The sequence below is a fragment of the Candidatus Methylacidiphilales bacterium genome (assembly GCA_030054035.1).
Classification (GTDB): Bacteria; Pseudomonadota; Gammaproteobacteria; order JASGCS01; family JASGCS01; genus JASGCS01.
In genome coordinates this window covers 68,356-92,975 of the sequence record JASGCS010000002.1, presented here as the reverse complement: position 1 = coordinate 92,975, position 24,620 = coordinate 68,356, and the positions used below count along the sequence as shown (strand labels likewise).

Below are 24,620 nucleotides of genomic sequence, written 5' to 3'. Positions count from 1 at the left end.
TTAGTTCCTCAGAGGCTTGTTATTTTTTAACATGTACTCAATTCGTTCTTGAGTTTTTTCTTGTTCCAGTAACTCTAAAAAAGCATCGCGCTCTTTTAGTAACATCCAGTCAGAAGTTACTTTTTCATGGGTGTCAACTCCACCTCCACAATAAACATGAGCTATGGTAGTTGCGCAATGTCGATCATAGTCGCTAATAAATTTCCCATAGTGCATGTTTTCTAATTGGCTTAGGATAGTAGCATAGCCATCCATTCCAAGTACTTCAAAAGCAGTATTTCTAGGCTCTGGTCGGTAGTCAGTTTCTAGTAGTGATAACGCGACTTTACATCCGGTATGAAATAATTCATCGGGATTGGCGATGATTATATCTTCTTGCCTTAGGTAGTTAAAATTTCTAGCCTGATAGGCATTTTCACTAACCTTGCCCATTAGAATTTGCTCTACATGTTGTTGGTGAAAGAACATAGTTGGCGCTCCACTAGTCTTTAATGAGGCACGGAAAGCCATTTCTTTAGTTCCACCTCCGGCAGGGAGCAACCCAACACCTATCTCAACCAGACCAATGTAACTATTTAATGCGGCCACATTTCTAGTAGTATGGAGAATAATTTCGCAGCAACCACCTAATGTCAAGCCTTCTACACAAGCAACGACAGGGTTGCGGCCATGTTTTAGACGCATACAAAGATTTTGAAGTAAAGGAATAACTTCACTGACTGGAGGCATATTGCTAATATCAGGAAGACGATCGTCCAGCATTACTGCTGCTTTACTTTTCAAAGAACTCAACATACCAGAACTGCGTATCTTGCCTATTTTAGCGGCGACAATCATTTCAGCAAGATTTGCTCCAGCACCAAAATGTGGTTTTAACTGGTGAATAACTATTGCGGCATCTCTTGATTCAAGTTGGTCTAATACCGTATGGTATCCTTTAATGACATCGTAGCTTAAAACATTTAATTTAGTTTTATGCGCAATCGCAATCAAGGATGAATTAATTTCATGCGCGATAATGCCATCATTTTCAAAAAAAACTTTATCAGCATTCCCTTGTTCAGCAACTACTCGAGCGCTTCTAATTGTTCTTGCACCAATTCCTGATTCTAAAAGTGAAATTCTTTTAGATTGGGATGGGCTTAGAGCCCCTTCAGTAGTGTAAAACGGTTGTCCTGATTGTACCCATGTAGGGAGTGAAACTGTACTTAATTGATTTTTGTTAGAGCAATCATTAAGAATTAACTGATTGATTTTATCTATCCCAGCTGCTTGCCAAAGTTCAAAGATCCCTATTTCCCAGCCAAATCCTGATGTAATAGCAATATCCGCTTCTCTGACAGATTGGGCAAAACTGTCCAAATGGTAACTTGCGTATAAAAATAATTCTCTATGTAAATCCCATAAAAAGGCAGATTGAGCATTGTTTATTTTTTTAAGTTCAACTAAAGCGCTTACGATACCTTGTTCTGAAGAGCGAACAAGTTTTTTAAGTTCTGGGTCTAGTTTTTTTGCAGTCAATCGGTAGTCGTTTAAACTTGGATCAAATACATAGATATCTTTACCGCGCTTGTGATAAATACCTTGGCCAGTTTTTGCCCCTAGTTTCTTTTCCAACAATAATTTTTTAATCCAAGCTGGAAGTGAAAAATAAGCATGCCATGGGTCACTGGTAAGATTTTTCTCCATATTTTCTGCGACAAAAGCTAAGACATCCAATCCAACCACATCAGCGGTGCGGAACGTTGCACTACTGGCATGTTTAATAAAGCTCCCGGTTAATTCATCGACGAGATCGGGCGGGAGTTTGTGTTTTTCAGCGAGCGAAAAGGTTGCGAGTACGCAAAATAAACCTAACCGATTACCTATAAACGCTGGAGAGTCTTTACTGATTACTACATGTTTACCAAGTACCGATGAAAGAAATCCACGCAACGTTTGTATTTGTTGTGGGGGTACAGTTGCGAGTGGGATAAGCTCGCATAATGCTAAGTATCTGACTGGATTAAAAAAATGTATCCCGCAGAATCTTGATGCAAACTCCTTAGGCAGTACTTGTGCAAGCGATTGTATTGATAAGCCTGAAGTGTTTGACGCAATAATGGCATTTTTATTGACGGATGAAGCGATACTCTGGTATAATTTTTTCTTTTCATCAATTTGTTCGATAATTGCTTCAATTAGTAAGTCGCACTCACCAAGTGATTTTTTACCTTGAGCGTCATCCAGAAATGCAATTTCTATCTCATCTATCCAAGCTGGTAATGCAAGCGCTGGGGGTTTGAGAGCAAGTATTCTCTTTTTGAGATTGCGTATGTATTCTGGTTTAGCTTTTTCATCAATTGTAATGGTGCAATACAAAATAGTTGGTATACGACAGTTAGTGAGGTGGACAGCAATCTGACTTCCCATGACACCGTCGCCAAGTACACCAATTTTTTTGAAACTATTTCTGTAATACGCTGGATATATTTCTTGAGGGCTGGGTTGTTTATTCATCAATTTCTCCTCACTACTACTGAGTGATCTTTAGGATTAAATTCATCAACCATTACCGCGTCTAAAACTAATGCTTTGGTGTGCACATAGAGCCTTTTTTGTTCTTCGGAAATATATCCCGCGCTCACAATTTTATTTAGCCAATCTGATAATGATTCATTTGGTAATCGTTTTGGCGCATCAATCGGTAATGACTTAAGTTGCCGAGCGACTAATTTATATTTCTCATCAGTAACGGCTTGAAAAGCACTTTCAATTCTTGTTAAAGGATGCTCAATTGAAGGTGATCGGAATAGGTTGTCCGTAAAAAGTACGCGTGGCCCGTTATTCATACAGAAAAGCTCACTAACCGCCACTCGTTCTCGGTTAGAAATATGACCAAATGGCCTATTCGTGGGTAGTAGTAATGTCGCCAATACTCTACCTGGAACAATCGGAAGGTCGGATAATATATCGCGTAAGTTGTCTCTTGCCTGATATACCAAATCCAATACAGTTATCCGTAACAAGGGCTCAAGATTTTTTGGCTCATTTATTACTTGAAATCGTTTAATACATGACAAGGCGTAATAAAGATTAGTCCACACCGTAGCAAATTTAGAAGAGGCGATCTCCATCCGCTTTAAATTGCCTCCATATAATAATAGAGCTAGATCGCTGGTAAGAGAAAGAATATAACTAGTAGATGAAACCGCTTGAGTCATTCGTTTGAGTACCCCATTTCCAATACTAGGTGCGAAATGACCAAACGAATATCCGTAGGCTAGAGAAGAAGAGAGATTGCCCATAACATAACCCAGATGCGGGAAAAGTGATTTTTCAAGTTTTTCTATTGCTAGTTTTTGATCTTGCGTACTTAGTGCTTCTACCTCGGCTAGAAGATAGGGGTGGCAACGCATTATCCCTTGACCAAATACTATCAAACTCTGTGTGAGAATATTTGCGCCTTCAACCGTAATAGCTATCGGTATGCTCCGATAGATTTCCTCTAGGTAGTTTCTTGGACCGCACATTATCGCTCTACCACCATGGATATCAAAAGCAATATTTACAGAGTTTCTAAGCAACTCTGTGTTTTTATATTTAATCATGGCGGTAATTACTGCAGGAACTGTGCCTTCATCAATTGACGAACTTGTAAGTCGTTGTGCGGACTCAGTTGAAAAAGTATTTTCAGCGAGAGTGCAGATTCGATCCGCTACTGCTTCAAAACGAGCAACAGGTAAATTAAATTGCTCTCTCACAGTTGCGTATGCGGTAGTAGTGGCGAGGGTGAGTTTGCAACCAGCTACTGATAGTGAAGGCAATGAAATTCCTCTTCCAATTGATAAACATTCGGTTAACATCTGCCATCCATGACCAATTCTATCTATGCCTCCAACAATATGATCCATTGGGATAAACACATCTTTACCTCTAGTAGGACCGTTTTGAAAGCTTACACCCATTGGGTCATGTCTGTTACCGATTTGAATTCCTGGTAAGTTGGTGGGAATGATTGCGAGCGTGATACCAAGTCTGACTTTTCCTTTTAGTGGGTGGTTCACAGGTAATAAATTATCAGGGTCATAAGCTTTAAAGGCTAAACCTAATAATGTAGCAACTGGACATAGGGTGATATATCTCTTCTCCCAGTTAAGTCGAAGACCTAGCACCTTGGCGTTACCTTGGTATTCACCAAAACAAACAGTACCTGAGTCTTCTATTGAGCCTGCATCAGAGCCTGCCACAGGTGAAGTTAGTGCAAAACAAGGTATATCAACACCTTTTGCAAGTCGTGGCAAATAATAATTTCTCTGTTCTTCAGTTCCGTAATGTATTAATAATTCTCCAGGCCCAAGTGAATTTGGTACCATTACCGTGACTGCTAGTGGCTGAGAACAAGTGGCAAGTTTAGCAACTACCGCAGAGTGCGCGTGGGCACTAAAGCCTAAGCCACCATATTTTTTAGGCAATACCATTCCTAAAAATCCTTTTTCCCGAATATACTTCCAAATCTCAGGGCTTAAGTTTTTATTTTTTTTAATTTCTTCGCTTACTACTAATTCACATAATTGGTTAACTTCAGTCGCTAAAAAACTCTTCTCTTCAGCAGTAAAATCATTAATCTTAATTTTATTAATTTCGTACCAATCAATCTCCCCTTGTAAGATATTTTTTTCAATCCAAGTATTACCAGCTTGAATGACCGTCATTTCGGTGGCGCTAATTTTTGGTAAGGTGTTTTTTAATTTGTCATAAAATAACTTTGTTACCCATAGTCGCAACCCTTTAATTGAGACGAAAAACAAGACTACTAAGGTAATTAGTAAAATGCCAATATCAACAAATGTAACAGAGAATTTAGTTACCCCATCGGTATCACCAATATTTGAAGTAAGTTGGATATAGAGAAATAATAATGTTATCCCCAATACTGAGATAATCGATCTAATGAAAGATTTTTTATTTTTAGCAATCGCTAAAAATAGTAACCAAATATAAAATAGTGTAGATAGTACGAGTAACATAATATAATTCCTGCCTTTTTAGCTATATTTTAGCTATATTATCGCATGAATTGAAGTGTTAAAACACCCCCGTAGCCAACTGAACAGCGACAAGAGCGTTTGCTCTGTCTAGAGGAACTGGGTCACTAGCAATTTAGTGATAATTTTCGGTCAAATCTTGTTGAATACGAGGCATGTGAGGCGCGTTCAATTTTATCCCTCTCAAACGGGGAGATTTTTGAGATATTTTTTTGAATAATAGAATGTATGGTATTAGCAAACCCGGCATCGCTGAGTACTAGTTGATCAAAAATCGTTTCTAATGCGTTTCTTTCAAAGGTAAGTTGATTAAAAAGCTCTCTTGACTCTAACTTTGAATCGGTATTATCAATTAGTTTTAAGTAAGAGAGTAAATTGTTTCTGTGGAGAGTTAATTTATTTATGATGGATTTATCGGAAATAGTTGATAGTAGTTGGTTAAATATAAAATCATGCTTTACTACGATTCTTCGTTCGTGCACTGCTAAACAGTATGATGTTTGATATTCAGACACAGCTTCCCGTAAGGGAGGATTTTGTTCAAATTCAAATTGAGTTTTTCGATGAAATTCAATCGTGGATTTTCTAAATAATTTACATAATTTTATTTTCTCATTCTCATCAATAGACCCACTATTCACTTGTTGATACAGTGAAGAGATGATTTCCTGATTTTTTTGTGCAGTAGAAACAAAACTAGAACTTCCATACGAAATAAATAATTTTCTCAACCCTTCTAAAAAAGTATGGTCGTGAAGAAATGGCGGAGTCATCTGCGGTCTCTGATCTTCTGAATTTGATTTGGTGATGCAGAGATCTGAAAGTTCTGCAAATTTAGCAGCAGTATAGATTTGCTCAGCTATAGTGTTATGGATAAGGCAAAACAGCGTAGCTAGGGTTAGGAGCGAAGTGCAACATGTTTTTACTAGAGCTTCAGTAGATATATTATTGTTGAAAAGATGCATCAAATACTTTTGGTGAGGTGTCGCTAGAATGATCAGAAACAATCTGATAGAGCATAACTTGAGATTTATCAGGTGTTTCAATTTCTACGATTATATTTGCTTCGTGATCATCAGTTTTGATCACTGGAATATTGATCACTGGATGTTCAGGACTGATATCTGTTTGAAATGTGATTTTCTTAACCATTGGGTATCTCTCAATTGAGATATTATCATCTAAAGTAACTTTTACATTTGCATTGGGTATGAAGCGTTTGGTTGAAATTGGAATCTCAAGAACCTGCGGCTCATCTTTAGAAGAGGTTTTCCAATTAATTTGCCTTAGATTTGCTGTAGTATTAGTTGTGGCAATTGTGCTTTCGTTTGGGTTAAATATCGAGGCAATCATTTGTGAAGCGGACGGGGCATAAAGTATTGTACTAATTGAAACTAAGATACCTCCGACAAACGAAAGTGGTGATGCAGCTTTTCTAATCCACTTACCAAGTAATAAGAACTTACAAGACAGCTTGGCCCTTCTACTTATTGTCAACATTCGGTCCTCGGAGGTAAGAACACATTCATATTGCTGTAATAAGCGAGTTAAGTCGTTTGTCATCGGTACTGGTACTAAGAGTTTTTACGCTCTCCATATATAGACGGATGTACTTGCTTAAAGGTTCCCATCGTTGGCATTATTGTTGCTATCATTTTCTTGCTCTAATTTACCATATCCTGCCTCAATTAATAGAGCTTTTAATCGTTCTCTACCTCTATGAAGTCTGGATTTAACCGTACCAATTGGTATGTCTAACTGAGTGGCAAGTTCGCTCAGTTGGTAACCTTCCATATCATGAAGCACAACTATAGCCCGTTGGGTGGCAGGTAAGTTACTAAGCAGTCTACCTAGAACCACATTTAATTGTTCTAAATCTTTGATTTCTTCTAAAGTTTTTATTTGAGCTGAACTCCCAGATTCAATTATCTCTTGAATTGTCTCTGGTTCCATGGCAACTGTTTTTGAGTTCTTTCTAACCCCGTCAATATACAAATTATATAAACATCTCACCAACCAAGTCTTTAGATACTCTACCCTTTCAATTAAATCAGGTTGTTCAAATAGTTTTACTAACAAATCATGGACAAGATCGTCCGCATCACTCCGATTGTTGCAAAATCTTCTGGCTACGCGATGTAAATAGGGCAAATGTGGCATGACCAACGATTCTACCTTTTTTATTTTTAAATTATGAGACATTGGCTAATTGATCTCATTGTAATTTTGATCTAAAAACCAGCGCTTCTTTTTGTGCTTTTGCTAGTTCATCTGGGGTAAGCTTAGCTTCAAGCAACTTTAAGTCTTTTGCGACACAACTTGGAGATCTGTTACTTATTGCAACATTAATCCATTTGTGAGCAAGGACTATATTTTCGCGATTTGATTCGTCTAGCGCAAGTCTCTTGCCCAACAAACACATCCCCTCCGATAAACCATGTTCTGCACTTTTTTGATACCAATTTTGAGCTAAGAGATAATTTTGTGATACCCCTTTTCCTTCTTCATACATTTTTCCAACTAGATATTCGGCATTTGCTTTTCCTCGGTTAGCCAATTCAAATAGAATTTTCCTCGCTTCCCTGTTACTATCTAGTGAGTTAGATTCTAGCAATATCCAAGCATAAGGGTACGCAAAATCTATATATCTTCCAATCGTATCTGTTTGCAACTGAGCAAGTAATCGATACCAACTTATCGGACGATAGTGATATTCCGAGTAAAAAACCCTTTTACTCATGGCGAGAACTTGATTAGTGAGAGGGTCTCTTTTTGCGTCATAAAAATCAACGACAATAATTGAGAACAATAGAGCTACATATACAACTATAGACAACAAGGTACGATTGATTACTCCTTTAAGGAGAATTACCCGATGCGGGTCATTGAAGATATATTTTGCCAGTATGCGCACCCCCACGGCAATAGAAAAAAATAATGCAAATACAAATAAAGGGAAATTAATTGGGTCAGTAAGTAATTGAGTAAATTCTAACCCTAACATGTACCACAAGCCCCATAAAAGCGTCATATAAATTACGATGCCAATCACTATAGAGGAGATGACTAATCGCCAATATCCAACAGCCTGCATAAAGGATCCAATTGCCTGCGTTAATGCACTAAAGTTCATACTTTTAATTTAAATTTATTTCTAACTGCTAACCCAACTAAGAGCAACATAATTAAACTTAGAACTTCCTGAGCAAATGCCAAATAATATATTTGAACAGGCCATTCACTTGACAAGTTACCAAACAAAGGTTTGCCATAGTTTTCTATTGCGCTTTTACCAGCCACCCCAAAGGGCAATAAATTTGAAGTTGAAAATAAAGCCGATTGTTGCAGGTTGCCATCCTTCACTGCATATAATAAATATAAAAGAGTAAATAGTAACCACTCTAGCATCAAGAGCACAATTGGCTTAATGATACTTCTTCCATAATTACAACTTACACTAAATAAAATATTTAGTACAGGAAACGGATCTTCTCTATCAGTACCCCAGCTTGCCCTGTCCTCAAGTTCAGTAAATGTGATTGCTTCCATATGATCTCCTTGCTCCAGCGCTTTCCTCTTCAGATAGTCATATCGTTCAGAATTTTCATTCCCTAGTGCCAATAACTTCTCATTGCTCTCAGTTTTAGCCAAGATGATCGTAGTGGATAAGAACAAGCCAACCAAGCAAATAGGAATTATAAAAGCAAAAGAAAACGGAGCAAACAATAATGATAGTAGAGAGCAATACATCAGATAGCGAGGTGCGCGTACCGTATGACTTGCTAAATTGGGAGGTAGTAGCTTAACCATATTCATAAATGAACTCTTAAGCATAAACTCAGTTGCTTGAAAATTAAAATTAGAGCAATTTGACTTAGTAAAATCAGGTGCGTGCTTGCTATTAAATTTAGAGCGAAAAAGATTGATACTTTTTATCCCCCCAGACGCACTTGCTTTCTCAACCATTACCTTATCTAAAAATACGCAGTTATACAATGTGAGTTCAGAGAAGTCGCCAGAAATGGCAACTGACTTATTAAACACACAGTTGTGAATTTTTATTTTCCGATCCTCATTAGATCGGTCACATCTTATTTCTACTGGATTAATATATGTCACATCTTGGAGAATGAGATCTTCACCAGTTAATTCATATTGCATAATCGTATTATCTTGATTCATATTAAATTGATGTATACAGATTTTTTAATTTTCGCATAATACCTTTAATTTGCTCAGAGCTTTTGGATAAGTCTCATTCATATAACTTGCATATTCTTCTGGAAGTCCTAGGTCAACTGTAACTTCAGTAATACCATTGTTCTCTTTAAAAGTATAGTTTTCAAACCCATTCCCCCATTGCGCTACTTCTGGGCCTTCTATAATTTCAATATTACCTTTTACAAGTCCATAATGACGAATTGAAACAAATTGGCTAGCAATATTCTCTGATATTTCAGAAACCATGCCACCTTTTTCTCCCGTTTCATCAGTTCCTATAAATAACATTTTGCTACCTTTATTCCAACTGCCTTCATAGGTAGATGTTGGATTGAACAATGCTGTCCATTGTTCATATGTTGATTTATTGCTAATGCCCAACATTAGGTCATATACTTTTGCTGCTGGAGCATGTATGCTTACCGTAAATGATATTTTATTTGACATAGTCCTTACACATTATTTTTTATTATAACCCTTAAAGTAGCCATCTATTTCACCGCGAAGCTCAATTACGACTCGTTCAAAACAATCTAGTAAATCTCCATATGTACCTTTACCTACACCTTAATTCTTTACTTTGGTAAGGGAGTTAGTGGTGAGAAATAGATCACCTGAAGTTAGAAAACTAACTCTTGCGAGTACCGATGGCTTTTAATAATTAATTACCAGACTACTACCCTTTGATTTTAAACATATTACGAATGCCAAGACCTAATAAAAATAATGATATTGCACTTGATAATTTGAACAATATAATAAAAATTATAACTAAAACCTGATAAGAGAAAGAGATATTATCAAAACAAATACTATATTCTTCTGGTTTAAGTAATAAAGGGTTGATAACTTTGATAGCAAAACTAAAAGAATGACTATCCAAAGCATTAACACTAGCTAGCATAAAGCTAAATAGCCAACTTAAGAAAGCCACAAATATAAACGTTTCGATTGGGCGTACGACTGATCTGGCATAATCGGAGATAAGCCAATAAATATATAAAAAACACATTTTCGTAAGAGGATGCCGTTCCATTGGCAACTTTTTCATTGCTTTCCAATTTAACTTTCTAATCCCCCTAAAATAAGCTTCAAGCTCTTCACCATATAAATAAACCTCGCTTTTAAAATCATTACTAGCAATAGCTAATTCCTTTAGTGCTTTGTATTTATAACTTAATTCAAAAAAAGTATCGGATGTTGAATTAGAAATATTCTGATCTTTCACATCCTTAATTTCTGTTTTATCAAATCTAAAATTGCTACTTCTATATTGCACATATCTAAAATCAGGAACATTATGAAAAATAGTATCATCAAATACAGATGATGACTTAAACTTGCTATATTTGAAATCAAAATAACTTTTTGAATAGTGGACTGGTGCTGATTTATTATCAGTATTAATTGCATTAAAGAAAACTGTTTCTTGAAAATCAACAGAAGAAAAATCAGCCTTCCCCGTAAATGTCGCACTTCTAAAATCAGCCTCCCCAGTAAATGTCGCCCCTGCAAAATCAGCCTCCCCAGTAAATGTCGCCCCTGCAAAATCAGCCTCCCCCGTAAATGTCGCCCCTCCAAAATCAGCCTCCCCAGTAAATGTCGCTCCTACAAAATCAGCCTTCCCCGTAAATGTCGCTCCTACAAAATCAGCCTTCCCCGTAAATGTCGCTCCTACAAATTTAGCCTTCCCCGTAAATGTCGCACTTCTAAAATCAGCCTTCCCCGTAAATTTCGCTACATAAAAATAAGCATCCCCCGTAAATGTCGCTCCATAAAAATAAGCACCCCCCGTAAATGTCTGTGCAAAAAAATAAGCACCCCCCGTAAATGTCTGTGCAAAAAAATCAGCTTTTAAAATACATCCTGAGAAGTTATGAAATTGTTTATCCCTGAGTATCTTTAATCGATTGTCATAGTCGTCTTCACTAATAAAAGCACCATGCCCGTTTATCACCCATTTTTTTAATGCATCATATCTCTCAAGACTACCTAGACTTAGGATTTTATAATATCCTTCATATGGCTTCACTTCCCCATTGTCTTTAATCACAGGTAGCAGGTAGGGAAGATTGTGTGGATTTACATCCTTGTCATGGAGAATATCTGATAGTTTTTTTTCTGCTGTGTATTTGTTAGTCGGTTCGCTCATTGATAAATGAATGACTAAGTAGTGATGCTAACCAGTATATGCGCTTTTTTGCCTTTAGCAATGATGAGGTATTTGTTATGGTACGGGATGATGGTGTTGATGGGTATATCGGTAGTTTGTGATTGTGCATTGATGGATATTGCACCAGCTTTAATGAATTCTCTCGCTTCTCGTTTGGAAGTGGCGATTAGTGTGCTGGTAAGAAGATCCGTGATTGTGTAGTTTTGGAATTGCTCTCTGGTGAGGATATGTGAGTTGCCTCCGACGGCAATTTGTTGAAATTCCTGAATGCTCATGCTGTCATAAGACTGGTTAAAAAATGCTTGAGTTATGGATAGAGCTTCTTTAGTTGCTTGTTCCCCATGGAGGAGTTTGGTGAGCTCTGCAGCGAGTGATTTTTGTCCTATGCGAAGATGGGGTTGTTTTTCTGATGCAAAAATGATTTCTTTTATAGTTGCTTGTGGCTGTAGGCTAAAGTATTGAAGATAGTGTGGAAGGTCTGCGTCAGCGACATTGACCCAGTATTGATAGAAGTGATAGGCACTTGTTTTTGCTGAATCAAGCCAAATTGTCCCTTCGGCGCTTTTGCCAAATTTAGAACCATCTGCTTTGGTGAGTAAGGGTAGGGTGAGTCCGTAGGCTTGTCTAGTGGTTTTTTTTCTGATTAGCTCACAACCAGCTGTGATATTCCCCCATTGATCAGAGCCACCAATTTGAATAGCGCATTCTTGGGTTTGGAAGAGGTGAAGGAAATCATAGGCTTGGAGGATCATATAGGAGAATTCGGTGAATGAAATACCTGTATCTTCTCGTTTGATTCTAGCCGCTACGGAGTCTTTTGCCAGCATATAGTTAACGGTAAATTCTTTGCCAATATCTCTGAGAAATTCTAATAATGAAAGTTTAGTTAGCCAGGTTGCGTTGTCAATAATTTTGCATGCAGTTACTTCTTGAAAAAGGGGTGCGACTTGTCTTTGCAGTGTCTCAGTCCAATGTCGTATCGTTTCGTTGGATTGAAGTGTTCTTTCTGAGCTTCGGCCACTTGGATCGCCAATTAATCCCGTGCCTCCACCGATGAGGAGAATGGGGGTGTGACCCTGTAAGGCAAATCGTTTGAGAGTAATGAGTGGTAGTAAGCTTCCAACATGAAGGCTATCAGCTGTTGGATCAAATCCGACATAAAGAGAGCGAGGACTTTGAAGGTATTCACTGAGAGTGTCGAGATTGGTGCTATCATGAATTAGACCTCGTTCTTTCAGATCTAATATAATTGTATTGTTCATCGTGATATAATAATACGAGGAGTCATTTTACCATGAATGAAAATACATCATCTGATCAGCAATTTCTCGTTGGTTTCTCAATTATTATAATTTTTTTATCAATACTTACCCTTGCGTTAATTGGAATTGCTCGTGCAATAGTGCCACCGAATAACTTAAAAGCAGAACTAGCAAATTCTCCAGAAAAAATTGCAGCTCGCTTACAATCAGTTTCGCAAGTGATGTTGGATGGAGAGTCTGCAGTTGGTTCAGCTAGTACTTCTAGTAAATCCACTGATGTTGTTTTGGCAGTTTATTTAAATGGATCAAAAGATCCTGATGCACTATATAAAAGTGCTTGTGCTGTGTGCCATTCTGGTAAGTTACCTAATATTCCTCAATTAGGGGATAAGGCAATGTGGAAGCCTAGAATTGCAAAAGGTAAAGATCAGCTTTTAAAAAATGCAATTAGCGGTATTAATGCTATGCCTGCACGAGGCGGTACAACCATGTCTGATGAACAGCTTAAAGCTGTAGTACAGTACATGATTAGTAAATCTCAATAAAATGAAAATTGTTATTGCGACTAGCAATAGCGGCAAATTAATTGAAATTAAACAACTATTGAGGCATTTACCAGTTGATGTGGTAAGTTTGCCTAAGGGGTTTATTCAGACAAACGAACCCTATGACACCTTTGTGGAAAATGCTTTAAAAAAAGCTCGGCATACTTCAAAAAAAATGAATTTACCAACTCTGAGCGATGACTCTGGTTTGGTAGTGCCTGCCTTAGGTGGCGCGCCAGGTGTTCATTCATCTCGCTTTTCAGGTAAGAGCAGAGATGAGCAAAAAAATATTGAAAAATTAGTATCATTGGTTTCTCAGCTTCCAAAAAGTAAACGCAAGGCATTTTATGTTTGCGTGTTGGTATTCGTGCGCACTGCTAATGATCCCGCCCCTATTGTTGCATCTGGAACATTACATGGCGAAATAGTATTAAATAAAATTGGCGAGTCAGGCTTTGGATACGACCCAGTGTTTTATCTACCTGAGTATAAAAAAACTGTAGCAGAATTGAGCAGTGCCAAAAAAAATAAAATTTCTCATCGAGCCCAGGCTTCAAAATTGTTTATTTCTGAATTAAGTAAGCTACTGATTTAATAATTTATTTCTAAGGATGGCGTCAAGTGTAAATGATGGTTTTACATTGTTATCGGCCAATGCTTGTCTCACCTCTTCGGAGGAAGGATTGGGTGAGTCAGAAGAAGTTAAATTTTTAATACGAAGTTTATTAGATTCTACTATCCAAAATTTAATAATATCTTCAAATTCTTGAAGCAGTTGGTCTTTTTGAAAATTTAAGTCATTGTAATTCGTTGCTAAACTTAGAATTATGTCTAGATCGGGAACCTGAGAATCAGGAGAATTAATTTCTACAAGAAGTTCTTGGTGAGTTAATCCAGGGTTATCTTGTAAGTAGCTAATTAAGTTTTTGAGGACTTGAATGTGCAGTGCGTTCTCTACCCCTAAATTTACTGGTAGATATCGCTCAATATTTATTATTTGAGCTAGTGTGGGAAAATGGTACAGGCAATAGAGCACTCGGGTGACACTAGAGAAATTGGTTGGACGATGCGAGGTATGTTTTTCAATTATAGGCATATCAAAGGGTAGATTGTAAATTGATTCCAATGATGATTTTAAAATAGCTTGCACTGAAGTATTTCTTGTTTGATTGACAAATTCTTTTGCTTTAGATAGTTTTAAAGCCTTCATTGCCAACGAGTCCTCTGGATATTTTGTTGATAAGATAAAGTCAATTGCGTGAGCGATATCTAAACTACTCGACAATTGTTTCTCAAACTCTGATCTGCCGTGCTTGAGAATTACTTCATCAGGGTCTTTACCATTACTGATGATTAAGAATTTAAATTCACAATCAGGTGTGGCGTTCTGGCAAGCCACTGTCAGTGTTCGATAAAGAGCTTGTATGCCTGCGTTATCACTGTCGAAACAAAATACGATTTGCTTGCTTACTCGTTGTAAGTACTGTACATGCTCTTCAGTTAATGCCGTGCCAAGTACGGCTACCACATTGGCAATTGAAGAGACATGTACTTGTAACGCATCAAAATAACCTTCTACTACAATGGTAGTGGTGATATCACGATTTATGAGGTGAGATAAATATAATTCTTTCTTTTTAGAATAAATTGGCGATTCTGGACTGTTAATGTATTTAGGTGATTCTGAATCATTATTAATTATTCTTCCCCCAAAGCCAATGATTCTTCCCTTGCGGTTATAAATGGGAAAGATTATCCGTGATTGATAAAAATCATTGGCTGGGGTTTTTTTATTGGCCAATCCGAGCGATTGAATGCGCGCAAGCGGTATGTTTTTTTCTGTCAGTGCCTTGACAAGTGAATTCCCGGAAGGTGCGTATCCAAGTCCGTAGTGTTCTTGCACAGTTCTGGAAAACCCTCTTTTTTCTAAATACTGCTTCGCTTCGTCATGGCTATGGAGGGTTTGTGCGAAGAAAATTTTAGCTAACTCCATGGTCGCATATAATTCTTCATGTTCATTTTTATAAGATGAATTATCTTGTTGAAGTGTTACTCCTGCTTGTTGTGCCAATTCTTCTAACGCTTCCCTGAATTCAAGTTTACGATACTGCATAACAAAACTGATTACATTACCTTTACTTTGGCAACCAAAACAGTAATAATATTGATCGCGAGGATTGACACTAAAGGATGGAGTTTTTTCTTGATGAAATGGACAGAGCGCTATATAGTTATTGCCAGCTCGTTTTAACGGAAGATATTTTTGTATATATGTGACAATATCAATCCTATCTACAATAGTAAGTATAGTACTCTTGGCAATTTGATTCATGCAACTAGCTTAGGCAGCAAGTTTAAGCGAATTTAATAGTTCTTGTAAGTCGGCGGCCTTAGGAGTGATTAACCAAAATTTTTCTACCATGTCTTCAAAAGAATCTATAATTCGTTTGGCGTGAGAGCTTTTTGTGTATTGATAGTGTTCTTCAATAAACAGTAACAGCAATGATTGGTAGTCTGATTTTGATTCGGTAGTGATTCTATCAATATCAACTAATTCATTGTTTATTTTATCAACAAAATCGTGATGTTCATCTAAACAAAACGCTATCCCGCCTGTCATTCCCGCGGCAAAATTCAAACCGGTTTTTCCTAACACGACCACTACTCCTCCAGTCATATATTCGCAACAGTGATTACCTGCGCCTTCAATCACAGTAATGGCGCCTGAATTTCTTACCGCAAAACGCTCTCCTACCATACCAGCAGCGAAGAGTTTTCCTCCAGTGGCTCCATAAAGGCAGGTATTTCCTGCAATAATAGTTTCATTACTTTTAAATGTACTGTTTTCTGGGGGTCTGATTGAAATGATACCTCCATATTGACCTTTACCCACATAGTCGTTGCAATCACCCTCAAGATGAAGTTGCATTCCAATAGTGTTAAATGCCCCAAAACTTTGTCCTGCAGTTCCGGTAAAGTTGAATGTAAGTGTGTTGTTACCAAGTCCAGCATTACCGTACAGTTCTGTAATTTCCCCACTAACTCTCGCCCCGATTGAGCGGTTAAAATTCTTTACTGAGTAGTCAAGTTCCTTTGTGACCATTTTTTGAGTAGCACAAGTTCTGATAAATTCAATACTATCTTGCACCATGCGCTCAGCTAGCTCACCTGTATCAAATGAGTTATTTTTATTCCCTTCGTAAAACACATTGTCGGTTTTATGTAAAATTGCTCCCAGTGTAATTCTTTGATGTTTTGCGTGGATACCTGGATCACTGGTAAGTAAATCTGTCCTGCCAATTAGTTCAGGTAAAGAGCGCACTCCAAGTTGTGCCATTAATTCTCTAACTTCATTAGCAACAAAAGTGAAAAAATTGATGACCATTTGCATTTCACCATGGAAGTGTAACTTACGAAGAGTGTCATGTTGTGTGGCAATTCCAGTTGCGCAGTTATTTAGGTGGCAGATTCTCAGGTATTTACAACCCATAGCGATCATAGGCGCGGTGCCAAACCCAAAACTTTCAGCACCAAGTATTGCTGCTTTGATGATATCTAGTCCAGTTTTTAATCCACCATCTACTTGAAGTCTAACTTTGTGTCTAAGGTTATTTGCAACAAGGAGTTGATGCGTTTCAGGCAAACCTAATTCCCATGGAGTGCCAGCATATTTGACACTGCTCAGAGGCGAAGCTCCGGTACCACCATCATAGCCGGCGATGGTTATTAAATCAGCATAGGCTTTTGCTACACCTGTGGCGATGGTCCCAACTCCCGCTTCAGAAACTAATTTAACTGAGACTAAACATTTAGGATTAATTTGTTTAAGATCAAAAATTAATTGAGCTAGATCCTCAATTGAATAAATATCATGATGAGGAGGGGGTGAGATTAGTGAAACGCCTGGCATGGAGAGTCGTAACTTTGCAATCATAGGATTCACTTTGTCACCTGGTAACTGCCCACCTTCTCCGGGTTTTGCTCCTTGTGCAATTTTAATTTGTAGTACTTCGGCGTTTCGTAAATAATATGGTGTTACTCCAAATCTTCCAGAAGCAACCTGTTTAATTTTTGACTCAGCTAATGTCCCGTAGCGATTGCTATCTTCACCACCTTCTCCAGAGTTTGATCTGCCACCAATTGTGTTCATCGCCTTTGCAAGTGTTATATGAGCTTCAGGAGAGAGCGCTCCAAGTGACATTCCAGCCGAATCAAATCTTGGTAGAATGCTACTAATTGGCTCCACAAGATCAATGGAAATTTTTTTATTTTCATCAAAGCGAATTTTCATTAAGTCTCTAAGCACCATTGGTGGGCGGTGGTTAACTAATGATGAGTATTGTTTATACGCCTCTACATTACCTGTGTTGCAGGCCACTTGTAATGTGCGAACTACTTCTGGATTGAAAGCATGATATTCGCCACCATCTACATATTTTAAGAGTCCCCCCACTGACAATGTTTTTGAATTATCAAAAGCTTCTTTATGTTCTGCTAAAAATTCATGATAAAGAGAGTCAAAAGAGTGCCCACCTAACCTACTTGGGGTGTTTTTAAAACAATAGTTAACAATGCCTGAATCAAGCCCTACAATTTCAAATAATTGTGAACTTCGATAACTTGAAACAGTAGAAATTCCCATTTTGGAAAGAATTTTTAATAAACCTTTATTCATGCCTTTTCGATAATTATGCGCTAAAGCGATATGTTTATCTTGGTCTTGGTTGGCAAAAGTATAAAAAATTGTCTCATAGGCCAGATACGGATACACCGCGGTTGCGCCATTACCTATCAATACTGCGAGATGATGAGGATCTCTCACGGTAGCAGTTTCAACTAGGATGCTGGTTTTGGTTCTTAATCCGGCCTTGCATAAGGCATGATGGATCGCGCCGGTGGCCAAAAGAGCATGTACCGAATAATGCTCTGGATCTATCCCCCGATCGCTTAAGATTATTACACAGTTGGATTGTGAAACTGAAGTGATCGCACGGTTAACGATTTCGTCGAGAGCGGCTTGCAAAGTAATTTCTCGTTTTGCTAGAAGCGAAATAGTACAACAACTCCATAGGGTGTTAATGGTGTCTTGTAATTCTAAAAATCGTTTTTGAGAAAGTAAAGGTGTTCTGATTACAATTTTTTTAACATGCTGCTCATCAAAAGTAAAAAACGCAGGTTCAGGTCCTATGCAAGTTTCTAGTGACATGACCAGGTTTTCTCTCAGTGAATCGATAGGGGGATTAGTTACCTGTGCAAATTGCTGCCTAAAGTAGTCATATAGTGAACGTTGCTTTGTTGATAGAAGTGGTAGAGGGGTATCGTCGCCCATGGAGCCTACTGCTTCTGAACCTGCATTAGCGAGAGGTTTAAGAATACTTTCAATTTCTTCTTTGTTAACTCCAAAGGCTTTTAGTAGTGATTGATACGCATCACTTGTTGTTATAGGTTGATACAAAACCGAAGAACTGCTATCAGGTTTGATGTAGTGTACGTGAGATTTTATCCATTGTGTATAGGGTCTTTTTTTCTCAAGTAGTTGATCAAATATTTCTTGCTCGCCTAGAATTTTATTTTGAGTTAAATCTGCTACGAGCATTTCACCTGCACTTAGTTTACCTTTAGCCACCACTTCGCTCGGAGCATAGTCGCGTACCCCAATTTCTGATGCTACGGTTAGGATTTTTTCTGTGGTGAGCACCCAACGTGCAGGACGAAGTCCGTTTCTATCAGTGATGCATCCTGCAAAATTGTTATCAAAAAATGCCATACTAGCTGGCCCATCCCACGATTCCATACACATGGAGTAGTATTCATAAAACGACTTTCTTCGGTTTCCAATACCTGCCTGATTCGCCCAAGAAGGTGGAATGGCAACTCTCATACTCTCAACAATGCTTAGTCCGCCGGCTTTGAGGAGGCAAATAAGTTCATCAAAGCTGGCGGAATCTGAATCATTATGGTTGAACAAAGGTACCACATCATTGAGTTCTGACAATTCTCCGTTAAGGAAGTTTGGTGTTCGTGCTTCAAACCAAAATCTATTACCTTGCAATGTGTTTATTTCTCCATTATGTACGATATGATGAAAGGGTTGCGCTAATTTCCATCGCGGAATTGTATTAGTTGCAAATCGTTGATGGATTAAACACACTCGAGAGGCCATTAGTGGGTTCGCAAGCTCAGGATAAAAGTCAACCAAATGTTGTGGCAGAACTAACGCTTTGTAACAAATTAGTGATGAAGAAAAACTGCAGATATAAAAATCATCATGAATTCTAAGTTCATGCTCTACTTTTTTCCTAATACAGTAGCACGTTTTAGTCTCATTAAAATTGGGGCTGTTTGGTTTTTCAAAATAGAATTGGCAAATCACAGGCATATAATTTTTAGCTGTCTCGCCACAGAAGCTGACATTATGAGGAATTAATCTTTTGCCTAGAAATTTTAATCCAGCGTTTTGAGCATGTGCGATGAATGTTTGTTCCTCTAGTACTTGCAAGTTAGTTGCTTGGCTCATAAAAACTTGCGCCACAATGGTTGAGGATGTGAAGTTTATAGGTATTGTTGCGCAAACAGATTTCATGAACTCCATAGGCATGCTTATACTTATCCCACACCCATCACCACTTAAACCATCGGCGTCAATGGCTCCACGGTGCATAAGTCTGGTTAATGACTCTAGTGAATAATCGATTACCTTTCTTTGTGGCCCTTCAAGGCTAATAAGTAGCCCAAATCCACAAGAATCTTTCTCAAAAGAAATATCATGGAGGGGGTAATGAGACTTGTCTCGTGATCGGTTTTGCATAGCACTATTTTATCAGTTAAGCAGAATTTGTATGAGAAGACCAATGATCACAAGTACGACCAAAGAAATTACTGATACCTTGTTTTGTTGTAGGTATGTAAGTTTAGGCTGCTTTTTAATCTCATTATTTGCAATAGGAAGTTCTGTTAATAAGTTGTCCTCAAGGAGACCAACTACGATCTCGTTTAATTTTTGGAAGTTTCCTCGACATTCCATTAACCGTTCTGCTGGAAGCATTGAGATTAGCTTAGTGCTATTCATTATCCCTGCATTCGCAAACTTAAACTGAAGATAGGAATGCATTTGCGAATAATCTAAAGCTGGGCAGGATAATACTGTAAACTTATTTTGTACGACCAATGGGGCTGGATGTCCTTCGAGTTTATGCTTGATATCTTCCACATTTCCACACATTATTAAACGAGGGCACGTTAAACCAAGTTCAGTAAAACTACTACAAAACTTAACAATTTCTACGAGTACTTTTGTTTGTAGTGAATGAGCGTTGTCAAGAATATAAATAGGAAGTATGCCATTTTTTAGTTGCTGATAAGTTTCTTTTGCGGCTTTGTTAGTAAGTTGCTTTACATTATCTTTACTTTGGAATTGAGACTGCTCAACTAAAAGAGATAAAAAATCAATCGGGGTGTTGACAGGAGAGCAAGTTAGAAAAACCGTGTGAAGTTCACTTTTTGAAGAACCATGTAAAGCGATAAGCTTTCCAAAGCTAGATTTACCACTTCCCTTTGCACCGGTTAAAAGGTAAAAAGCTTCTTGAGCCGAGATTTGTTGCACCCATTTCTCTACTACTGATTGGATGATGGGGTCAAAATATATTTCTTTGGTAGTATTTGTGTATTGAAAGGGCTGGTTTGTGAATCCATACATTTGCAGAGCTTGTTGAGAGAGGTAGTATCGGTTAGCAACCATGGGTTTCCATTTTATCCCATTGGAGCAAAAAAGTTAACAAGCTATTTTCGTCAACATTATTTTCAACATACGCTTGGCCTATTTTTTTGAGAAGAATTAGGTTAAAGGTTCCGCTGTTTTTTTTATCTTGCCTCATCGCTTCTAGGAAAGCTGGTGCAGATTTGATTTGATATGTGGTAGGTAAATTATATAGCGCTAAAACTTTTTTAAGTAACCTAATATCGTCTGATGTTATCGTGCCTAGAAAAGAAGCAGAAAAACATGCCGCCATAACCATTCCTATTGCCACTGCTTCACCGTGACTGTGCGATTGATATTTTCCTAGCGACTCAATGGCGTGACCAAAACTATGGCCAAAATTTAATAATTTTCTTTCACCTTGCTCAAACTCGTCACTAGAAATAATAGCCGCTTTAATTCTCATTGCCCAAGTGATAATTGAAATGAGCGATCCGCTTTCTCGAGCCATGAGTTTTTCGTGACTCGCTATTAGAAAGGTGAGCGTTGAGGCGTCATGAGTCATAGCGTATTTAATTACTTCAGCAAATCCCCCATAATAATGAACATCTGCCAAGCTTGATAATGTGTTAACGCTTGAAATAATTGCCTGGGGCGGATAAAAGCTACCAACGATATTTTTACCGGCGTTGAGATTAATCGCAACTTTTCCACCTATTGAAGAGTCAACCTGTGCGAGTAGTGTGGTTGGTATTGAAAGATACGTGATACCACGCATATAGGTAGCGGCGCAAAATCCTCCCAGATCGCCAACCACCCCACCACCAACCACCACTAAAATATCGTTGCGATGGGTTTTTAAAGAAAACATCTTTTCCAGGACAGCTTGATAGGTTGTAAAATTCTTATAAATCTCGCCATCTGGAATTATTATTGATCCTTTGTGTCCGCTTTTTCCACATGCTTCAATAACTGATTGTTCATATAATGAAGCAATAGTTTGGTTTGTGATAAGAATGTAAGAGTTATTGTTGAGAAGATGGCGCAATGTATCAGCCTCGCCAAATAAATTTTCTCCTATATATATAGGAACTTCTCTAGTGGTATGACGAACTGTAATTGTATCTAGCTTCATATCGTTACACCTCGAGCGGAGAGCATAGAAATTAATCGCGTGATGCTAGAAATCACGGGTTCTTTCCTCGACCAAAAAGTAATCGTCGCGCAGTGTTGGTATATAGACCTTCGGCGTAACTGCATCAATCGTAAACTCAGCACTAAGTTTCTACTTATCAATGGTCGTTTGGAAATTCCCTTTGAGTATCGTAAGCGGGCAATTTGTTTTTGTAGTGGAATGGCCATATAAATACATACACCCTGTACACGGAGATACCAACGATTAGATTTTATTTCAATTACGCCAGCTCCAGTAGAAAGTAACGGTGGGGCGCTGATTGAACGCAAAAGGTTAGATTCAATCATTCTGAACTTTCGAATCCCTCTGTAACGAATTAGTTCTGAAATAGTTTGTTTTGTAGAATCAGCGATTAAAGTATCTAAATCGTATGAAATGATTTGGCAATGGTTAGCTAGAGCAGTAACAAGCGTAGACTTGCCCACACCTGTTGGGCCAATAACAAAAATGGAATTGGCCAATTGACTTATCGGACTGTGGCCTTGATAATTTTAGGCGTAATAAAAATAAGTAATTCTGTCTTGGAGTCGCTTTGTGTGTCTCTTCTAAATAATGCGCCTAAGATTGGAATATCACCAAACAAAGGTACTTTACTGCGTTGGCTCCTTTTACTCTGCTCGAAAATACCACCTAATACGATAGTGTCACCATTGGATACAATTACTTGGGTGGTGACTTGTCTGGTGTCAATACTGGGCACACCATTTGCGCCCGCGGTGCCAGGTGAATCCTTTTTGATTTTCAGATCCATAATGACTTTTTCATCAGGAGTTATTTGCGGAGTTACAGTCAAGCCTAAGGTGGCTTTTTTAAATGAAGTTGTGGTGGCACCATTTGCACCGCTCTCTTGATAGGGAATATCTACACCCTGCTCAATGGTCGCTTCTTTTTGTTCAACAGTTATTACTCTGGGGTTAGAGACTACTTCTCCACGATCTTCCACTTGCATGGCAGATAATTCTAAGGTAAGGAAGCCGTTTTTTACACTACCCAATGTCGCACCAATAATCCCCCCGCCACTTATCGCATTAGAGTAATTAAAACCTCCTCCGATAGGAAATTTTGTATTGCCAGGGGTAGCAAGAGTGTCTAGGTTGCTTTGAGAAAGCGCTGCAGTAGGCGAGATTTGTAGTGTGTTATCTCCTTTTGTATAATTGCCTGTAAATCCAAACCTTGAGCCAATTTCATCAGAGAAAGTATTATTAGCGATAACAATCCTACTTTCAATTAACACTTGCTTGATTGGTATATCAAGTCGACCAATAAAATTCCTAATCTCATTCAAGTTCTCTGCAGTTTCTTTGATGAGGAGCGTGTTTGTTCTAGCATCAATGATTACACTCCCTCGTTCTGAGATAAATGTGTTTTTTGCATCTCCCTTCAATAGGGAAGCGATTTCACTAGCTTTAGCGTAGTTGATCTGGATAAACTCACTTCGTAATGGCGCAACTGCTTTAGCTACTGTTGTGCTTTCAAGTTCTAGCTTGTCTTGTCTTGAAAATTCTTCTACAGTACCAATCCGTAAAATATTTCCATCAATTCTTTTTGAAAGATTTTTAGATTTAAGAATTACATCCAGCGCTTCATCCCAAGGTATATCTTTTAGATTCAAAGTTAATTGTCCCCCAACAGAATCAGAGATAATCATATCAAGTTTAGAGACATCGGCGATGATGTTTAATGCTGTGCGCACCTCTATGTTATTGAAACTAAGACTGATTTTTTCACCCTTATACTGAGGCTGATTTTTTTGCCGTATAGAAATTTGATCTTGGGTGAGTGGTTTTACTTCGATAATAATCAATGACTCTCTCTGGTAAGTAACATAATCGTAATCGTCACTGTCAGTCTGTACAGTTACTCTTGTGATATTTTGATTATTGATTGGGTAAAGGCTAAATGATTTTAAGGTGGACTCAAAGTCAGAAACATCGTAATTTTGTACTATTTCAGAATTCGGCGAAGAGTTATTTATATCTATCACTAGGCTTTTGCCTTCGGTTCGAGGGTTTAATAATGCAGTTCCTCCACTAGTTTCAATAATAACGCTACCGCCCCGATTAGGAAGTCTCTTAAAGTCAATATTTTTAAGTTTAGTTATTTTCGAAGTAGCTGTGTTGATTTTAATTATGTATTGATTATCACCTGAACTGACCTCTTCGTAGGAGACTGGCAAAGTTAGCGTGACAATAAATCGGGTTTTTTTACCATCTTGGTAAGATCTGATATCTTTGATGCCTTTGGAGCTCATTTTAGGAGTTGACAGAGTTGCAGTAGCGATTTCGCTACTAACGCCATCAAAATCAATGTTGAGACTGAGGGGTTGAGATAACGCAATAATACGAGGCTTAATGCTTTTACCATCTTTAAAAGTAAACAAAATCGAAATTGATTCAGAAGAATCATCAGTAGCTACCGCACTGGTGATAGTTGATTGTGCACCCACCGAAGTTCCGCTTACAACAAGTGTAAGCAATAGGAGTAATTTTTTCATAGTATAT

Annotated in this window: 18 protein-coding genes; 2 read left to right on the top strand and 16 right to left on the bottom strand. The window is 38.0% G+C overall.

Translation table 11 applies throughout. The features are described from left to right. From QM538_02755 to tyrS, 10 genes are all read right to left on the bottom strand, one after another. On the bottom strand, positions 1–2,499 hold the full coding sequence (locus tag QM538_02755) for a 3-hydroxyacyl-CoA dehydrogenase/enoyl-CoA hydratase family protein (protein MDI9347402.1): 2,499 nt from the start codon (positions 2,497–2,499) through the stop codon (positions 1–3). Continuing rightward, positions 2,499–5,009, bottom strand: coding sequence for an acyl-CoA dehydrogenase (locus QM538_02750; GenBank protein MDI9347401.1), 2,511 nt, complete (start codon positions 5,007–5,009; stop codon positions 2,499–2,501). The genes QM538_02755 and QM538_02750 overlap by 1 nt, the downstream gene beginning before the upstream one ends. A gap of 125 nt (positions 5,010–5,134) precedes the next feature. Further along, the gene (locus QM538_02745; GenBank protein MDI9347400.1) at positions 5,135–5,992 is read right to left on the bottom strand and encodes a hypothetical protein; all 858 of its coding nucleotides are present in this window, start codon (positions 5,990–5,992) and stop codon (positions 5,135–5,137) included. Then, complete coding sequence (locus QM538_02740) at positions 5,973–6,590, bottom strand: hypothetical protein (GenBank protein ID MDI9347399.1); 618 nt, start codon at positions 6,588–6,590, stop codon at positions 5,973–5,975. Before QM538_02740 ends, QM538_02745 begins: the two co-directional genes overlap by 20 nt. A gap of 54 nt (positions 6,591–6,644) precedes the next feature. Continuing rightward, positions 6,645–7,229 carry an RNA polymerase sigma factor gene (locus QM538_02735; GenBank protein ID MDI9347398.1) on the bottom strand — a complete coding sequence of 195 codons (585 nt, stop codon included), beginning with the start codon at positions 7,227–7,229 and terminating at the stop codon, positions 6,645–6,647. A 13-nt stretch (positions 7,230–7,242) separates the two neighbouring features. Continuing rightward, entirely contained in the window at positions 7,243–8,160 is a 918-nt protein-coding gene (locus QM538_02730; protein MDI9347397.1) for a tetratricopeptide repeat protein, read from the bottom strand. Beyond that, positions 8,157–9,209, bottom strand: a complete 1,053-nt coding sequence (locus QM538_02725) for a hypothetical protein (protein ID MDI9347396.1) — start codon at positions 9,207–9,209, stop codon at positions 8,157–8,159. The genes QM538_02730 and QM538_02725 overlap by 4 nt, the downstream gene beginning before the upstream one ends. Before the next feature lie 24 nt (positions 9,210–9,233). After that, positions 9,234–9,695, bottom strand: coding sequence for a hypothetical protein (locus QM538_02720; GenBank protein MDI9347395.1), 462 nt, complete (start codon positions 9,693–9,695; stop codon positions 9,234–9,236). A 229-nt stretch (positions 9,696–9,924) separates the two neighbouring features. Next, the gene (locus QM538_02715; protein MDI9347394.1) at positions 9,925–11,400 is read right to left on the bottom strand and encodes a pentapeptide repeat-containing protein; all 1,476 of its coding nucleotides are present in this window, start codon (positions 11,398–11,400) and stop codon (positions 9,925–9,927) included. A 14-nt stretch (positions 11,401–11,414) separates the two neighbouring features. Beyond that, on the bottom strand, positions 11,415–12,683 hold the full coding sequence (tyrS, locus tag QM538_02710) for a tyrosine--tRNA ligase (protein ID MDI9347393.1): 1,269 nt from the start codon (positions 12,681–12,683) through the stop codon (positions 11,415–11,417). A 32-nt stretch (positions 12,684–12,715) separates the two neighbouring features. Here tyrS and QM538_02705 point away from each other — a divergent pair, with 32 nt between their 5' ends. Continuing rightward, complete coding sequence (locus tag QM538_02705) at positions 12,716–13,228, top strand: c-type cytochrome (protein MDI9347392.1); 513 nt, start codon at positions 12,716–12,718, stop codon at positions 13,226–13,228. A gap of 1 nt (position 13,229) precedes the next feature. Next, positions 13,230–13,823: an RdgB/HAM1 family non-canonical purine NTP pyrophosphatase gene (gene rdgB, locus QM538_02700; protein ID MDI9347391.1), complete on the top strand. Its 594-nt coding sequence runs from the start codon at positions 13,230–13,232 to the stop codon at positions 13,821–13,823. Here rdgB and dnaG read toward each other — a convergent pair. The 6 genes from dnaG to pilQ are packed head-to-tail and all read right to left on the bottom strand — an operon-like array spanning position 13,812 to position 24,613. Further along, the gene (gene dnaG, locus QM538_02695) at positions 13,812–15,560 is read right to left on the bottom strand and encodes a DNA primase (protein MDI9347390.1); all 1,749 of its coding nucleotides are present in this window, start codon (positions 15,558–15,560) and stop codon (positions 13,812–13,814) included. The genes rdgB and dnaG overlap by 12 nt on opposite strands. Before the next feature lie 9 nt (positions 15,561–15,569). Next, positions 15,570–20,036 (bottom strand): glutamate synthase large subunit, encoded by a 4,467-nt coding sequence (gltB, locus tag QM538_02690; GenBank protein ID MDI9347389.1) that lies wholly within the window; start codon positions 20,034–20,036, stop codon positions 15,570–15,572. Between the two features lie 12 nt (positions 20,037–20,048). Further along, positions 20,049–20,966, bottom strand: a complete 918-nt coding sequence (locus QM538_02685; protein ID MDI9347388.1) for an ATP-binding protein — start codon at positions 20,964–20,966, stop codon at positions 20,049–20,051. Then, positions 20,956–22,059 (bottom strand): 3-dehydroquinate synthase, encoded by a 1,104-nt coding sequence (gene aroB, locus QM538_02680; GenBank protein ID MDI9347387.1) that lies wholly within the window; start codon positions 22,057–22,059, stop codon positions 20,956–20,958. The genes QM538_02685 and aroB overlap by 11 nt, the downstream gene beginning before the upstream one ends. Further along, entirely contained in the window at positions 22,056–22,544 is a 489-nt protein-coding gene (locus QM538_02675) for a shikimate kinase (GenBank protein ID MDI9347386.1), read from the bottom strand. Before QM538_02675 ends, aroB begins: the two co-directional genes overlap by 4 nt. A 41-nt stretch (positions 22,545–22,585) precedes the next feature. Beyond that, entirely contained in the window at positions 22,586–24,613 is a 2,028-nt protein-coding gene (gene pilQ, locus QM538_02670) for a type IV pilus secretin PilQ (GenBank protein ID MDI9347385.1), read from the bottom strand. Positions 24,614–24,620: the final 7 nt, after the last annotated feature.

What these genes read in the sequence shown, in the direction of transcription:
- QM538_02740 (MDI9347399.1), bottom strand. Translation starts at nt 6,590, where the DNA reads ATGACAAACGACTTAACTCGCTTATTACAGCAATATGAATGTGTTCTT.
- tyrS (MDI9347393.1), bottom strand. Translation starts at nt 12,683, where the DNA reads ATGAACAATACAATTATATTAGATCTGAAAGAACGAGGTCTAATTCAT.
- QM538_02735 (MDI9347398.1), bottom strand. Translation starts at nt 7,229, where the DNA reads ATGTCTCATAATTTAAAAATAAAAAAGGTAGAATCGTTGGTCATGCCA.
- QM538_02750 (MDI9347401.1), bottom strand. Translation starts at nt 5,009, where the DNA reads ATGTTACTCGTACTATCTACACTATTTTATATTTGGTTACTATTTTTA.
- QM538_02745 (MDI9347400.1), bottom strand. Translation starts at nt 5,992, where the DNA reads ATGCATCTTTTCAACAATAATATATCTACTGAAGCTCTAGTAAAAACA.
- QM538_02715 (MDI9347394.1), bottom strand. Translation starts at nt 11,400, where the DNA reads ATGAGCGAACCGACTAACAAATACACAGCAGAAAAAAAACTATCAGAT.
- gltB (MDI9347389.1), bottom strand. Translation starts at nt 20,036, where the DNA reads ATGCAAAACCGATCACGAGACAAGTCTCATTACCCCCTCCATGATATT.
- pilQ (MDI9347385.1), bottom strand. Translation starts at nt 24,613, where the DNA reads ATGAAAAAATTACTCCTATTGCTTACACTTGTTGTAAGCGGAACTTCG.
- QM538_02725 (MDI9347396.1), bottom strand. Translation starts at nt 9,209, where the DNA reads ATGAATCAAGATAATACGATTATGCAATATGAATTAACTGGTGAAGAT.
- QM538_02705 (MDI9347392.1), top strand. Translation starts at nt 12,716, where the DNA reads ATGAATGAAAATACATCATCTGATCAGCAATTTCTCGTTGGTTTCTCA.
- aroB (MDI9347387.1), bottom strand. Translation starts at nt 22,059, where the DNA reads ATGAAGCTAGATACAATTACAGTTCGTCATACCACTAGAGAAGTTCCT.
- QM538_02720 (MDI9347395.1), bottom strand. Translation starts at nt 9,695, where the DNA reads ATGTCAAATAAAATATCATTTACGGTAAGCATACATGCTCCAGCAGCA.
- QM538_02755 (MDI9347402.1), bottom strand. Translation starts at nt 2,499, where the DNA reads ATGAATAAACAACCCAGCCCTCAAGAAATATATCCAGCGTATTACAGA.
- rdgB (MDI9347391.1), top strand. Translation starts at nt 13,230, where the DNA reads ATGAAAATTGTTATTGCGACTAGCAATAGCGGCAAATTAATTGAAATT.
- dnaG (MDI9347390.1), bottom strand. Translation starts at nt 15,560, where the DNA reads ATGAATCAAATTGCCAAGAGTACTATACTTACTATTGTAGATAGGATT.
- QM538_02730 (MDI9347397.1), bottom strand. Translation starts at nt 8,160, where the DNA reads ATGAACTTTAGTGCATTAACGCAGGCAATTGGATCCTTTATGCAGGCT.
- QM538_02685 (MDI9347388.1), bottom strand. Translation starts at nt 20,966, where the DNA reads ATGGTTGCTAACCGATACTACCTCTCTCAACAAGCTCTGCAAATGTAT.